At 50.9% G+C, this 15,847-nt stretch carries 11 protein-coding genes; 6 read left to right on the top strand and 5 right to left on the bottom strand.

The features are described 5' to 3' along the window. The first annotated feature begins 16 nt into the window (after positions 1-16). Genes aepY through OH31_RS13170 form a run of 5 tightly spaced genes read left to right on the top strand, consistent with a single transcriptional unit; the run spans position 17 to position 4,677 of the window. Entirely contained in the window at positions 17-1,192 is a 1,176-nt protein-coding gene (gene aepY / locus OH31_RS13190) for a phosphonopyruvate decarboxylase (RefSeq protein ID WP_024931096.1), read from the top strand. Then, complete coding sequence (locus tag OH31_RS13185; RefSeq protein WP_019882560.1) at positions 1,185-2,174, top strand: aminotransferase class V-fold PLP-dependent enzyme; 990 nt, start codon at positions 1,185-1,187, stop codon at positions 2,172-2,174. Before aepY ends, OH31_RS13185 begins: the two co-directional genes overlap by 8 nt. Further along, complete coding sequence (locus OH31_RS13180) at positions 2,171-2,584, top strand: adenylyltransferase/cytidyltransferase family protein (RefSeq protein ID WP_024931095.1); 414 nt, start codon at positions 2,171-2,173, stop codon at positions 2,582-2,584. The genes OH31_RS13185 and OH31_RS13180 overlap by 4 nt, the downstream gene beginning before the upstream one ends. Next, complete coding sequence (locus OH31_RS13175) at positions 2,581-3,279, top strand: trans-aconitate 2-methyltransferase (protein WP_024931094.1); 699 nt, start codon at positions 2,581-2,583, stop codon at positions 3,277-3,279. Before OH31_RS13180 ends, OH31_RS13175 begins: the two co-directional genes overlap by 4 nt. Positions 3,280-3,285: 6 nt before the next feature. Then, entirely contained in the window at positions 3,286-4,677 is a 1,392-nt protein-coding gene (locus OH31_RS13170; RefSeq protein WP_024931093.1) for a CDP-glycerol glycerophosphotransferase family protein, read from the top strand. Positions 4,678-4,824: 147 nt separating this feature from the next. On the opposite strand, the gene OH31_RS13165 is transcribed toward OH31_RS13170, so the two are convergent. Then, complete coding sequence (locus OH31_RS13165; RefSeq protein ID WP_242402293.1) at positions 4,825-12,315, bottom strand: tetratricopeptide repeat protein; 7,491 nt, start codon at positions 12,313-12,315, stop codon at positions 4,825-4,827. Positions 12,316-12,586: 271 nt separating this feature from the next. After that, entirely contained in the window at positions 12,587-12,835 is a 249-nt protein-coding gene (locus OH31_RS13160; RefSeq protein WP_019882565.1) for a helix-turn-helix transcriptional regulator, read from the bottom strand. A 338-nt stretch (positions 12,836-13,173) separates the two neighbouring features. Between OH31_RS13160 and OH31_RS13155 the strand changes: the two genes are divergently transcribed. Next, positions 13,174-13,368, top strand: coding sequence for a hypothetical protein (locus tag OH31_RS13155; RefSeq protein WP_242402292.1), 195 nt, complete (start codon positions 13,174-13,176; stop codon positions 13,366-13,368). A 4-nt stretch (positions 13,369-13,372) separates the two neighbouring features. On the opposite strand, the gene OH31_RS13150 is transcribed toward OH31_RS13155, so the two are convergent. The 3 genes from OH31_RS13150 to OH31_RS13140 all read right to left on the bottom strand — a co-directional run bounded on the left by OH31_RS13150 (position 13,373) and on the right by OH31_RS13140 (position 15,764). Beyond that, positions 13,373-14,290: a YihY/virulence factor BrkB family protein gene (locus OH31_RS13150; protein WP_024931090.1), complete on the bottom strand. Its 918-nt coding sequence runs from the start codon at positions 14,288-14,290 to the stop codon at positions 13,373-13,375. Between the two features lie 323 nt (positions 14,291-14,613). Beyond that, positions 14,614-14,997: a hypothetical protein gene (locus tag OH31_RS13145; RefSeq protein WP_024931089.1), complete on the bottom strand. Its 384-nt coding sequence runs from the start codon at positions 14,995-14,997 to the stop codon at positions 14,614-14,616. Then, positions 14,997-15,764: a hypothetical protein gene (locus tag OH31_RS13140; protein ID WP_024931088.1), complete on the bottom strand. Its 768-nt coding sequence runs from the start codon at positions 15,762-15,764 to the stop codon at positions 14,997-14,999. Before OH31_RS13140 ends, OH31_RS13145 begins: the two co-directional genes overlap by 1 nt. Positions 15,765-15,847 lie beyond the last annotated feature (83 nt).

Raw genomic sequence — 15,847 nt, 5'->3', positions numbered from 1 at the left:
TAAGCGGAGTATTCTGATGATACATGCCGAGGATTTTTTAAACGCTTTGCAAAGCGAACAAGTACAGTTTTTTGCGGGCGTGCCCGACTCACTACTCAAAGAATTGTGTGCCTGCTTTTCAGACACCCTGGCTACCGGCCAGCATGTGATTACCGCCAATGAAGGTGGTGCGATTGGTTTGGCTATTGGCCACTACCTGGCAAGCCATCAACCGGCGCTGGTCTATATGCAAAATTCCGGCCTGGGCAATGTGGTGAACCCGATTGCGTCATTGGCAGATCCGCAGGTGTATGGGATTCCTATGTTATTGGTCATTGGCTGGCGCGGAGAGCTGAATGCACATGGCGAACAGATCCATGATGAACCGCAGCATGTCAAACAAGGCCAAATCACCCTATCACAACTCGACGTTCTGGGCTTGCCTTACCAGGTGATGGCTGATGATATAGACAGCGCCCATGCGCAAATGCGAACATTGTTGCAGCAGGCGATGACACGTCAGGGCCCCGTCGCACTGGTGGTGCGCAAACAAAGCTTTGCGCCGTATAAGCCAGTGAAAACAACAGCAGCCCCCGCCTCTGCCCTGGCAGATAAGTTGCCCGTGCTGGAAAGCCGTGAGCACATGATCGGGCAGATTGTGTCAGCCTTGCCACAAGAGGCTGCCGTGGTGGCCACCACCGGCATGGCCTCACGTGAACTGTTTGAGCTGCGCAAAGCACAACAGGCCGGACATGGCCGCGATTTTCTCACCGTGGGTGGCATGGGCCACGCCTCGCAAATTGCCTGCGGCATTGCACTGGCACAGCCAGACCGGCAAGTGATCTGTATTGACGGTGATGGTGCCATGCTGATGCATATGGGCAGCCTGACCATCAGTGCCCAGCAATCCAATCTGCTGCATATTGTGTTGAATAATGGCGCGCACGACTCTGTGGGTGGCCAGCCAACCGTGGCCGCGCAACTCACACTCTCAGACATTGCCAGTGCTGCCGGCTATGCACAGGTCTACAGTGTGTCTGGCGCAGAATCATTAAACACAGTGTTGCAACAAGCCTTAGCCAGCGGCAAAAGCAGCTTTATTGAAGTACTGTGCCGCAAAGGCGCACGGGCTGACCTGGGGCGGCCGACGCGTACCCCGGCACAAAACAAACAGGACTTTATGCAATTTTTAACCGAGGTGGAATATGCCTGACACCACCATACACGCCCATGTTGCCACGCAAAACCAACACAAGGTATTGTTTACCGCTGGCCCGGCCAGTCTGCTCGAAGAAAACCTGCTTGGCCTGCGACCATGCTTTGGACGCGGTGACCAGGATTACAGCCAAGTCGAAGATGTGGTCTTAAGCGCCCTCAAAACCATGACTGGCCATGCCCATATTGCACGGCTACAAGGCTCTGCCAGCCTGGCACTGGAAATTGCCAGCCTGAACTTTCTATACGGCAAGGTGTTGGTGATAGACAGCGGTTATTACGCACAACGCCTGGTCAGCTTCGCACAAATGGCTCAACGCAATGCTGGTGAGGTGTCATTAGTCACCGTCTGCGACTGGCAACAATTGGCAAACGTAACCGGCCACTATGACTGGGTCGTCGCCTGCTATACCGAAACCAGTGCAGGTTTATTGTTACCAATTGCAGACTTGCGTGCCCTGGCTGACCGTGTCGGTGCGCAACTGATGCTGGATGCCACTGCTTCTATCGGACTGGAAAATGACCACGGCCTGGCCGATGTGATTGCCTATAGCTCCTGCAAAGGCTTGTTTGGCCTGACCGGTGCCTCTTTTATTGCTTTCCACCAATCGCCCAGACACGCAGTCGATTCGTTTTACCTGAATCTGACCACGCATCTGGAACGCCGCATGACGGGCCCTTACCATGCCATCGCCTCTTTGTATGAGGTATTGCCCAAGCATGATGACTTGCGTGAAGCGGTGTTTATCAACAAGGCACAGATGCTGAAAAAGATTGCTGCTTACGCGACTCATCCGGTGAACTACCAGCCAGTACTATGTACCTGGGTTGACGCCAAGGTCAGTAGCCAGCATGCACGTGCTGTACTGTATCAACCACGCGGCATCAGCCGCGGCAGTGTCGTTTGCCACTTGGGCGAAGCACACCTGGGCAGCACGGCACGCGGCGCCATTCTTGATTTACTGGAGCTACAGCCATGACGCAGCCACCAAAGCGCATTATGGTCGATATGTCCGCCACGCTGATCCATCACGGCCACGTGCGCCTGTTAAAAGCCGCCAGGCAATTGGGCCATGTAGTGGTGGCCTTGACCACCGACGAAGAGATTCGCGCCAAAAAAGGCTATGAGCCTGAGCTGGATTATGCCGCACGCGCAGAAGTGCTACTAGCCATGCGTGACGTGGACGAAGTAGTGCCCAGCCCCTGGCTGCTAGACGAGGCCTTTTTAACCCTGCACCAGATTGACCTATTGGTGCATGGCCACGATAACAGCAATCCGATTGCCGCAGACAAATTACATATCCTGCCGCGCACCGAAGGCATCAGCAGCACTCAATTGCGTGCCCGTGTACTAAAAGCCGTCAGTCAGAAAATGGAAGCAAACACATGAGTAACCTTTGGCAACAGATTTGGGAAAAGCGCACGCTGCAACCGCAGCATGCCATCACACTGGATACCTTGATTGCCCTGGATGGTTTTGACAGTGGTGCAGGCAAAATCGGTCCGGCAGACTGGCAGGAATATACCCGCCGCATCAGTGACAAACTGGGCCTAAAGTCTGGGGATTCTGTATTTGAAGTCGGTTGTGGCGCCGGCGCGTTTTTATATGCCTTACGTCAGCAACATACCCTGACTGTGGGCGGCCTGGATTACGCTGCCGGGCTGATTGAAGCCGCACAGCAAGCCATGCCTGATGGCGACTTCCAGGCACAAGCTGCACAAACCATGGCCACTGACCCCCAATATGACTTTGTGATTGCCAACAGCGTATTTCATTATTTTGATGAAGCCATGGCCGCCGAAGTGCTCCAGGCCATGTGGCAAAAAGCCAAGGTTGGCATAGCAATCCTCGATATTCCGCATGCAGCCACCCGCGAAGCCTGCGAGCACGCACGCCGCGATGCGCTGACGATTGCCGAATATGAAGAAAAATACCGTGGCTTGCACCACACTTATTACACCCCTGAATGGTTCAGCCAGCAACTGCCGGAAAAACCGCATCAGGTATTTGAAAGCTGCGTGCCCAATTACGCACAAAGCCAATATCGTTTCAGTGTTATTTTCACCAAACGCTTGCATGGATAGACCATCATGACGACTACCAACTCACACCAGCCCGTGTTCACTTTCTTTTATACCGACAACTGCGAGCGCCAGGCATTGGCACCGGTTGCCGATGAAATTGCCAGCAGAGGCTATGTCATTCAATGGAGTACCAACTCCAAGCAATATGCTGAAGTTGGTGTGTATTGCGAACATGCCTGCAAACCGAATGCCGGATTTTCAGTAATTTTGCTGCACGACCTGGCGCAGCGCCATGATATCTGGCCGCACTTCTGGCATCACGAGCCATGGTCAGCCTTTGATATCGGCGTTATACCAGGCCCAGCCTGGGTTGAGCGCTGGCAAACGCAAGCCAATTTCAAACAAGCACAGCCAAAACTGGGCATGTTTGACCTGGGTTGGCCCAAAGCCGACCTGGTCTACCGCAATCAGGACACCTTTAAACAGGAAGCACAAAAGCTGCGTGAGCAACTAGGACTGAAATACGAGCATTCCATTCTCTATGCGCCATCATGGGAAAACCATGGCAAACAGGATGAGTTTGTCCAAGCGCTAAAAGACTTGCCGGTCAACCTGCTGCTGAAACAGGCCCCATGGTCAGACAAATACCGCTGGGTGCTGAATAACATTGACGCAATGGATGCCTTGCATCGCGACTGCGCCGACAACGTGTATGTGGTCGATCGCGAAGTCAGCATCATGTATTGCCTGGGTTTGGCCGACGTGATGGTGTCAGATGAGTCCAGTGTACTCACAGAAGCCTTGTTGCTGGATGTGCCTGGTATTGCCGTCACCGACTGGTTGATTCCGGACACTAACCCGCCGCGCCCAGCCAGTGTGCCTTATGACTATGTGATTAAAACCGTGAAAGCCGACTTGCGCCGCACGGTTGAAGACGTACTGCAAAACGCCGCCGTCTATCAACAACAGATCACCGAGAACAAACAACATCAATTTGCCCACCTGGGCCAAAGCGCGACCTTGATTGCAGATAATATTCTCGCGGCACTGGCAGGCGCCACTGAATTACCTACGCCAGCCATCAAATCTCAGGTAGAAATTGACCGCAATACCTATCACTACGCCGAAAAGCTGGCCGCCGAAGGTGATATGAAATTATCGACACAAGTCATGCTGGAGCTGATAAAAAAAGAAAGCTGCTGCTGGGAGCCCTACAATGACCTGGGCACCTTGTTAGTCAGCCAGGGCCAGTTTGAAGATGCAGAGCTGCTGCTAGAAAAAGCCGTGCTGTTGGCGCAAGAGAATCCGGCGATTCCACTCAGCAACCTGACTGAAGTCTATTGCCTGCAACAAAAGGCTGACAAGGCCTTGTTAACCCTGGCCAAACTCAGCAAATATACGCCCAATCCGGTCGGCTCTATCCCGCATATCCGCCGTTGCATGGAAACCATGTTTTAAATAATTCAGTGTTTTAAACAATTCAACACGCTCACTTAAAAATCCGGCCACTGTATAGTCGCCGGATTTTTTATTGCCCGCCGTTTCCACAGACAACAAAAAAGCATGCACATCGCTGTGCATGCTTTGGTATTGATACGCCCCGTGTTACGTAAACAGCTGACGTACCGGCAACTCTGCCCGGGTAAACTCAGTAGTCAGCCCATTCACCACATGCTCAGGCACGCCTTGTGTCATATTTTGCAGGCGGTTAAACACGCTGATAAACGCTTGCAACTGGTCATCGCGGTAGTGATAGCCACTCTGCTCCAGCACTGCCAGCGTCAAGCTGCCAATATTAGTTGGTGTGCTAGCGTGTGGTTTGCCGCAACTACGGACGCGATGCAGGGTGAGGAACAGGCCTCGCAAGGCCACGAAAGCCACCGGCAATGGAATGGCAAAATCCCACTCCAGATCAAAGAAATGGCCCTGTCCGGCTTTGTCCATCACAAAGTTGGTTGGTGTGGCATCAAAATACTGAGAAGGCAACAAGGCGGAATAGCCTGCAAACTCCGGCAAGGTTTTGCCACCGGTCAGTGCTGCGGCTTCCAGGCCTTGCAACCATGGGGCAGTCCATGCCGCCAGGTCTTCCACGCGCCAGCCAGGACGGTTCATCAACTGCGTCAGCTTGTCCATCCACAACTGGCCACCATGGTAAGGCGCATGCTCCCAATCTGCCTGCAGCAATTGCGCCGTTTCGCCGGTATTACGTGTACGCGTTGCCAAGCCTTGTGCATCATGTACAAACTGGGTTTCCTTGCTAAACACGGCCTGGCGCTGGCAACCATAATGCGCTGCCAATACGTCCGGATGCAATTTGCCAGCCTGGTGCTGCGGATACGCAACAAACATAAATGAGTTTGCGACATCTTCCACCAGGTTATTACGCGCAATCACCTGCCAGGCATTTTCCAGTGAGAATGTCGGGTGACGCGGCGATTGCCTGTCATGCACCACCGAGCCTGCCGCGAGAGCGCCCACATCCCAGCCTGCCGCACGATGGGCCTGGTTAAAGCCTTCCGGGTAAATCACACTAACGGGTGTTTTGTAATCTGGCAGCGGCACATACAACTCTGTGGTTTCAAAACCGGCACTGCGGATCAAGGCATCCAGCTCTACGCGGCCAAATGTGATCGGGCTGGTGCTGCTGTAAGAATCATTAATGCCATACATGGCCTGACCCATATGGTCTTCAGGCGCACCGCAGAAATACTTGAGGCCAAGCTGGTTCTCAATCGCCACAATCAGCATGCCGTCTTCTTTGAGGAAAGACTTGGCGGTTTGCAGCAAGAAACGCAAAGGATCGGCTTCTTTCACATAGACCTGCGCATATTCAAGCACGCCGATCAAGGTCACGACATCGAATTTCTCGTCGGTTTCAAACGATTGGATCAGGTCAGAGTAAATCGTCACATTGTTCAGATCGGCACAACGTTGGCCGATCACACGTGCACGGTTGGGGCTGCCTTCCAATGCCACCACTTCGCCGCCCAGCTCACCGAGAAAACGCGTAATCGCGCCACAACCGGCGCCCAACTCCAGTACCTTACCGTTAGCAATTTTGTCCGCAAACGGGCGCAGTAAGTTGGCGCGCTGCGAAGTCAGGTGGTAGTAGCTTGGCCAGTCGGTGGCTTTGGCTGCCAGTTCGCTGGAGAATACGCTTTTGTCACGTGACTGGCGGATCATGTCATACAGGCGCTGTTCGGCATTGCCCACATCCTGGTAACCAAAAGCCTCTGTCTGCGCGCGCTGGTAGAAGTTATCTTCAGTACGGTAGATATAAGGCCCTTTGCGCACGACATCAGCGGCAACCGCTGGCTGGCTGTATTGGCGTTGCAGTGCATCGGCATCCGCTGCGGCCAGGCCATTCTGGCGGGCAAAAGTGATCACGTCCAGCACTTCATTTTTGGGCGCGGTCAGCGACAGTTCGCCAATATAGGCTTGCCAGTACGCAGGCTGCTGCGGTGCCAGAATCACGGCTTGCTCCAATAGCGGTAATACCTCTTCGGCCTTACCCGCTTGCTGCGCCAACAAGCCTAACTGGAAATACGTCGCTGCATGCTTGTCATCAATGCGCAAGATTTCCTGATAAAAGCTCATCGCTTGTGCAAGGTCGCCTTTTTCCTGCATTTGCAGCGCCAGCTGAAACACTTCAGCAATCGAATCGTGCAGCGCATTAGCCTGTGCAGTTTGTGGGTTAAGTGTTGTATTCATAGAGATACCTTTATCAGAGGGTTCAGTCGCGCCCGGCGCAACAGAAGATTCTTTCAGCGTTAAAGAAGGAATAGCAAAACTGCTTGCGGCCTGCTCCTGGCACCAGCGTTGCCACATCTGGCGCATTGCCTGTGACAAAGCCTGCGCCAATGGTGCCGCTTGTGCCAGCGGAGACTGCGTAAAACGGGTGCGCATATTGGCGCGTAAATCAGCCAGTGCCGACAGGTCAGACAACACATGCGCGGCCTGTTGGAAATATTGCTGTGGGTTGGCCGCGACCCAGTCGGCCAGGCCAAGATGCTGCATCAAGGCCATGGCACCGCGGCTGGCCAGGCGATCACCTGCCACGCATAGCGTAGGCACACCCATCCACAAAGCATGGGCGGTGGTGGTCACGCCATTAGATGGGAAGGTATCCAGGCAAATATCCACCATGTGATATTGCTGCAAATAGCTCAGCATATCGGTGCGGGCATAAAACGATAAGCGGTCGGCGGAGATACCTGCTTCGGCAAACCATTGCTCCACATGCGTGCATGCGCCCGCTTCTGCCATACCGCCTAATACCATGCGACTGGCAGGCGTGGCCTGTATGACAGCAGCCCATTGCTGCACGGTAGCCTGGGTAATTTTATTGGGGCGGTTAAAGCAGCCAAAAGTCACATAGCCATTGCTGAGCGCAGGCAAGGCATTGACGGCTGGTGCTTGCGGATGCGGTACAAATGGCGCATTCACCGGCAACTGCACGAGCTGCTCGGTAAACTGCTGGTCGAACTGCCCGGCAGGTAACAAGGCATTATCAGCTAGGTAATAGTCTATGGATGTCAGCCCGGTGGTATTCAGGTAACCCAGCCAGCTCGCCTGAACGGGTGCCGGTTTCCTGGCAAATGTCAGCAAACGGTTACCGGAGGTGTGGCCGGACAAGTCGATCAGGATATCAATCTGGTCTTGCCTGATAGTCTCTGCCAGCGCATCGTCAGAAATATTGGAAACAACACGCCATTGTTTGAAATACTGGCGCATCTCCGCCGAGACATCGTCTTCCAGCGCATAATTGGCATAAGCAAATAAAGCCAATGAATTATCTTGGGCCAGCGCAGGTAACAAAGGCAGCAGGAAATGCGCGACTGAATGCGCACGCAAATCGCCAGAAACAAAGCCTACGCGCAACGGACGTTGCGCATCGCGCGAATTGCCATGAGGCTGCCAATGCGGTTTTAACGGTGCTTCGTACAGGGCGGCATACGCGGTATGCGCTTGTAACAAGGCATCGTTATCCACCTGCGCTGCATGCGTCATACAAAACAGCAGATTGCTGAAGCAATCAGCATATTGCGGCTGTAATATCAGCGCCTGTTTAAACTGCTTGATCGCTTCATCCACTTCGCCCAGGTCTTTGAGCACAATACCCAAATTGTTATACGCCGCAGCATAGTCCGGTTTCAGGTGTATGGCCTGGGCAAAGGCATCTGCGGCTGCCGTGAGGTCATTTTGTGCCTTGAGCACCAACCCATAGTAGCAGTGCTCTTCAGCGCTTTTATGATTCAACGCAAGCGCCTTACCGGCCGCTACGCGGGCATCTTTCTTCTGGATCATCAATACGTCAGACAACATTTTCCAGCCACTTAACCAGGCAGGATATTGCTGTAATAGCGTGTCTAGCTCACGTTCCATCTGCGTATATTGCTGTTGCTCAAACAAGGCCAGCAATGCCTGTTGTGCTTGATCTGATGGCTGCTCTGGCGCAAGCGATGGCAACTGCCAGTCTTGCATCAATGTTTGCAAGGCTTGTGTATGCTGGCCGCTGTTAACGGCTTGCGCCAATACCTGCTCCAATTCGGCTGTCGCACCACTGTGTTTGAGTGCAGTCAGGTAGCTGCTTAACAACTGCCACTGCGTTGGCGCCAGCGCATAAGCCTGTGCCAGTAAGTGCAATGCCTCTGCCGGCTGTTGGCTATGCCAGTAAATCAAACCCAGATTATGCGTAGCGAGTGCATGCTGTGCATCTACGGCCAGAATCTCCTGGTATAGCTGTTTCGCGGTATTTAAATCGCCTTGCTGTTGCGCTTGTGAAGCCTGGTCAAATACCTCGGCCATTGCGTCCTGCAAGGCCGTGGACGCTGGCTGCTGTGGTACGCTGGCCGGCTCCCATTTCTGGCGATAGCTCAGGTATTTATCACGCCAGCGTGCGCTACCAAACGCACCACCACTCTGGTGCGTCATGCGCACTGGCCATACACCCAGCTTGAGGCCTGCACGGGTGGCTGTACGGCAAAAATCCAGGTCGTAAAAATGAAAGTCAAATTGCTGGTCAAAACGTACTCCGCTTTGCAGCAAGGTCTGTTTATGCGCCGCCAGGAATACGCCATCCATCAACTGGCATTCGCCAGACACATCACCATAACTGGAGGCAGACCCAAACGCATGCTGGCCATGGCTCACCGCACCGCGCAAGTATCTGGCATCGTCCCAGGTGAATTGCAAATCGACAAAACACCAGCCAGGCTGCCCAGCTTGAATCCTTGCATTGCCTGCAATACCAATCACATCATACTGATCCAGGCCACGCTGTATGCTATGAACAAAAGTGTTTTCGTCCAGCCAGACATCATCGTGGATCAATACCAGCAATGCCTGGTCTGGCGCGGCGGCAATTGCCTCATTAAACACTTCAGACAGGCCACGCGTATTTTCATAAGCCACGACGGACACCAGGCGTTTATCCTGCTGCATATGGCGTTTGAGTGATCTGCCAAGTGCAGAGTCACGCCAGAAAATTTCTGCAGTCATGCGCGTGGCGCTGACCACCCAAACCGGCTGCTCGCCGGAAAAAGCCTCTTGTACCGGTGACTCGGCTAACAATTGCTGTGGCGCCAATGTGGCCAGGGTTTGTTGCCATAAGCTAAACAGCAGCTGTTCAAAATCCTGTGCGAACTGCTCAGCATGCATTAATGGCGAAGCCAACACTTGCTGGCGCAGTTGCGCGCGTAATGTTGCCAAGGCGCCAAGATCACTGGTCAATGCAATGGCTTTGCTCACATACTCATCACGGCTGGTGGCCACCCAGTCAGCCAACCCCACGCAATGCATAAAGCTGGCACCCTGGCGGGCAATCAATGTGTCGCCCAGTAAGGTCAGCGTCGGTACGCCCATCCATAAGGCTTCACACGTCGTGGTGCCACCTGTGAAAGGGAAAGTATCCAGGATCACATCAATCTGGTGATGGTTACGCAGGTATTCTTCTCTGGGCACCATGCCATGCAAGGTACAACGCGCAGCAGAGATGCCGTATTGTTGCAATCTGTCCAACGCCTCTTCACGTACCAGGGCATCATTGAATGCTTTGCTCTGCCAGAACAATGTAGCCGTCGGCAAGGCCTGCAATACCTCGCCCCAGCAAGACAATACGTCATCACTGACTTTGCTGTAGTTTTGAAAGCAGCCAAAAGTCACAGCACCGGTGGTGAATGCTGGCAAATCATTGACAGCGACATCACAAGGCGGCGCCGTGAAGCACATACGCGTATGTGGCAGGTGCACGACCTGCTCGGTGAACTGGGTCGCCACCTGCGCATCAATACTCACCGGATCAGCGATGACATAATCCATCGTTGGCAAACCGGTCGTGCCCCAATAGCCGAGCCAGGTGGCCTGCACCGGAGCAGGTTTATGGGCAAAAATCGGCAAGCGTGTACCGCCAGACAGGCCGGATAAATCCAGCAGAATATGAATACCATCTTCACGAATCTGTTTGGCGGCTTGCGCATCCGTCAACCCGGCCAGTGAGCGCCATTGGTTGCATAAGTCTTTCAGCTCGTGCGAAAACGCATCTTCGCGACCATCGGTCGAGTAGCCATAAACCTCCAGGCGGCTGGCATCAAATGCCTGCAACCACTGGTGCAGAAAATAGCCGACCGGGTGTTTACGCAAATCAGCCGATACCAGGCCGATGCGGATACGTTGCTCTTGCGCATGGACATTCCAGCTGTCGTACGGCGTCACTTCGTGCATCATGGCGGCGCCCAGTCTATGCGCGTAATCCAGGCTTTGGGCAGGCGGCAAGCTATTACTGTAGCTATTAGCAAACAACAGGTTTCTAAGCGCCATCATATGCGTGGGCTCGATATGCAAGGCTTGCTTCAAGGTTGCAATCGACATTTCAATCTGCCCCATGTCCAAATAGACATTGGCCAGGTTGATATACCCAGGCATGAATTCAGGCTTGATGCGCAAGGCGGTTTCCAGGCAGGCAATTGCTTCGGTATAGCGGCCCAGCATGCGCAAACTGATACTGTAATTGCTCAAGATACTTTCTGACTCAGGCAACTGCGCTAATGCCTTTTCACAATACACACACGCTTTGTCATAAGCATTTCTGGCATTTTCAATCAAGCCAAGATTGCCCTGCACATAAGGACTTTCCGGATCCAGCGCCAGCGCCTTCAGGCAATAATTCTCGGCCTCACCGTATAACTGCTGATTCAACATTTCGGTGGCGAGGTTATTCAGCGTCTCCGCACTCACCTCTTGCGCCTGCATGATTTGATCAATATAGGCTTGGTATTCTCTGGTGCGGTGCGTCACGCGGTAAAGTTTGGCCAGATTTTTAAGCAGTGATAACTCGGTTGGATTCAATGCCATGCCCGCCAGCAACCACTGCTCAGCTTCTTCCACGTCACCATGTTTCAGGTATAAGGCACCCAGGTAGCTGTAGGCCTCAACATAGTCTTTTTGAATCGCAATCGTTTGCTGATAGGCAGCAATCGCTTCAGTCGTATTGCCCAGTTGATCCAGTGCCAACGCCATATTGAAAAAAATCACGGCATTATCAGGCTCAATCGACACCGCTTCGCGGTAGTATTGAATCGCCTCCAGCGGTTTCTCTGCCTCGTGTAACAAGGCCGCCAGTTCAAAATTGACGCGGCCATCCTGCTGGTGAATATTCAATCCCCGGCGCAGTAGTTTTTCCGCCTCTTTTACTTGCCCTGCTTGCTTGAGCACACTGGCCCAGTTGGCATAAGCCTGGCTAAAAACCGGGTTGAGTTTGAGCGTTTGCCGGTAATATTTGATCGCCTGCGTGGTGTCTTGCAATTGCGCATACACGTTGGCCAGGTTATACAACACCTCAGCATCTTTCTTTAAGCGCTTGCTCGCCTGCAAGAAAGCATCGGCAGCCAGCGCCAGCGTCTCTTGTTGTTGATAAAGGCTGCCTAACAACTTCCAGGCCAAGCCTTCTTCAGGAAACTCACGCGTGATCTTCTGCGCCAGGGTCAAACACTGTGGCCAGGCACCCTGCTTCCAGGCCTGGGTCAGTGCTTGCATCCAATCGCTGCAATCCTGTGCGCTCACCGCGTTGGACTGCATATGGCCTGACGAGAGTTTCATAACAAGAGAATTCCAAAAATTTTCTCTTATTATTCAAAACTCTCAGGCATTTGCATTGCTTAAAAAAAGCAACAAAAACCAGCTATCTTCGCTGTTCGCTTAATACACACCTCACGCGCATTGCCAGCCAGCCCGCATAGGCATTAGGATTGCCGCTCAATCAATGCTTTTAGCGACAATGGTCACGCCAAAATATTTATTCAAGAATCAGGGAAATGCGCCGTAAACTTTGCCCCAATAAAAAACCTCCGGGAATATCGGAGGTTTTTTTCTAGGCGACGTGCTCTTGCGGCACGACAATATCGGGGACCCAGCGCACCAGGCTATATAAATCACACTGCAAATAAGCACACAGCTTATTCAAGTGATCGGTGCTGGCATTATAGGATTGATCTTTTAACATGCGATGCAAGGTCATGCGACTGATACCGCTGGCATCGGCAATTTCGGTAATCGTAATGGTCCTGCCCCACTCTAATTGTTTTTTAAGAATAACCGTTTTTAACTCTACGTAAATCACACAACGTCCTGACTTCAATGGGAATGCTTGTCCGGCGAAAAAGTATCTCAACACAGCTTAGGCAGTATTGATTTGCAAGCATTGATAGACATCAAACTACATTGACAAATTCTGCGCGCCGAACATGACAGGGACATTATACAATTTTATATAGTGTTTAATATCAGTGAAATAACGCAGAAGGAATGATTTTTTGCCAAAGCAATTGGCAAATGCAAGGATATGAAAAGTCTTTGCAGGATTGTATTAATAGCTTGATCGGACTATTGGCAAACTAAAACAATATAGATAATAATCAATCAATTATTAAAAAAATGATGATTGATTGGGTGGATATCATGGGATTACTGAGTGGATACTTGTATTTTTTTAGTGGCGCCAAGGCAACGGTCGCTACTGATCACGCCTTGTTACAGAAATGCTACGACGAAGGTTTACATGCATCAACCGCTGGCTTGAAGCACACTGAAAACCCGTATGCACAAGGCAGTGATGAAGCTCAGGCGTGGAATCGTGGTTTCTGGGTTTGGTAAACGCTCATCTGGCGCCAAGTTCATGTGCCGTTTGATTATTTGAGAATGCCTTCGCCAAATCCCGTGGCGTATCCTGCTGCTTGCGTGAGCCAAACAGATGGGAATATGCCCAGGTAAATTCAGCGCCCATCAGAAATATCTGCGCGGAGTAATAAATCCAGATTAACAGCGCCAGCAAAGAGCCTGCAGGCCCATAGCCACTGGCAAACGCACTTCTGCCAATATAAATACCGATCAGCCATTTACCTACCGTAAATAAAGCGGCTGTCATCGCAGCGCCAATCCAAACCTCGCTCCAGCGAATACTGACACGCGGCATGATTTTGTAGATCAACGCAAACATGCCCGTCGTCAATAAAAAGCCAAACACAACATTCACCACACTGGCAACCGCCAGCCATCCCGCAAAGACAGGCGACCACCATTTATTGATCGCAGATAAGCCTGCGCTAAAAACAAGCGAGACCATCAGCAAAAAGCCAATCCCCAGAATCATGCCAAATGACAACAATCTGGCACGCATCAAACTCCACACACCGCTGCTTATCCTCGCCGGCGCTCTCCAGATACTATCCAGCGCAGTCTGCAATTCGCCAAAAACAGTGGTTGCCCCTACCAATAACAACACTATACCAATCGTGGTCGCAGTAATCCCCTCGGTTGGCTGGTTGGTGCTTTCCAGCAGATTTTGCACCACCAGTGCGCCCTGCTCACCTACCAGATGGGTCAATTGCGCATAAATTTCACCACGTGCCGCTTCTTGTCCAAAAATAATGCCGGCAAGGGAAATCACAATCAGCAATACCGGCGCAATGGAAAACATGGTGTAGTACGCTAAAGCAGCGCCCATACTTTGCGCACGGTCATCATGCCAGGCGGTAAAGGCGGCTTTACTTAATATCCAGAGTTGTTTGATTGTCATCTCGTTGCCCTGCTTTGTGAGCATTGTTCAATGATGATAAGGGTATAGGAATGGAACTGCTCTATACATCAGACGACACCGCACCATCCTGTCAGAAATCTCTGATGAGAGGCGTTGAACTGCAAGTAGGAGTAGATTGAAAGTGTGAAATGAAAAAACCAGCTTTTCAGCTGGTTTCTTATTTTGGTGCCGGAGCCTGAACCGAATGTTGCGTTTAACACTAATATTTAAGCCACTTTAGTAAATATAAAAATATTTGTTACCCCCAAAGTTACCCCATACTATGGAAAGTGAGCACATGTACGTCGAAGCGGATATTGAATTTAGATAATCTGAAATATCTCATTGGTATTTGCAAATACAACGTCAACATCTCTTTGCGTAATTGTTAAATCGAGTTTGTAATCGACGTTTCTCCGGCAAAAGAGTTGCCCCTTTAAAAAATGGGCCACTAATTTTGATTTTTTATAATCCGGATCAGTATTGGGCAAGGTCGGGTGATCAAGCATATGCTGCAAATTTTCATGAACACCACAATTAGGCTTTTGCACGCCTGGCTGAGTTAGTTTTCCATGAAATTCATTGGCTCCATGATAACAGGCATAATATGCCCGAGAAATGGATCCTCTAAAGTCAGCTTCTGTTGCATTGCATTTACTCTTAATGTCAATCGCCGAGGATTGCAGTTCCTTTGGATTCACAGGCATTAGGCAACCTCGATACTCATGTGTAGAGCCTCGGGGAACCCGCCGAATTTATCAATAGCACGCATTACCGATTCTCGATAAAGGCCCGCAGCCGTTTCAGGATCAGTCTTAACCTTGAAAATAATGAAAACAGTGTGTGGGTGCCAATTATTATCATCATCACCAATTAAGACTGTAGGGTGATAGCCTGCTATCATCAGTTCATGCTCACGCAATACTTCACCAAAGACATCTGCATATTTTGCAACATCAGTGTCGATGATTTCGGCAGTCTCAAGTATTGCACTAGCTTTTTCTGCTAAAGCAATATCTTTGTCTTCAAATGTTAGGTTTAGCTTCAAAGATTCCTTGATAAGCTTATTTAATTTGATAAAGGCAAGACAATTAAAGCCTCCGCCCGTAATTTGATAAGGTTCCAATCCACTCGCAGCATTAACACGCTGAAAATACTCTATAGCCTCTGAGTAAAAGTAACAGTTTGATAGAACAATTGAGGTGTTGTAATAAAGATCCTGATAACTTTCTGGGGGTATGCCGTTCATCACACGTAAGTGATACTTAGCACCCTCAAAATCACCAATTAAAAAATGCAAGCTAGCTTGATGAAGGTGAGCGCGGCTTGCATTCACCTTCATAAGTTTTTCTGTTTCTGCGTACAGTTGCTTGAAAACAAATGTGTCTGCAGATATGTGTTCAAATTGAAAGATCAGCTTTGTGATTTTATCTGTAAGATCTTTATCAATTGTTTGCGGTGCTATTGCTACCATATTAAGATTGTTTGTTTTTTTTATGCTAATTTGAACAATTTAATATGCTAAGCATTAATTGTGATTTAATCAATAGTGATGAC

It is taken from the genome of Methylophilus sp. OH31, assembly GCF_000576615.1.
Taxonomy (GTDB): Bacteria; Pseudomonadota; Gammaproteobacteria; order Burkholderiales; family Methylophilaceae; genus Methylophilus.
This window is presented reverse-complemented; position numbering and strand designations above follow the sequence as displayed.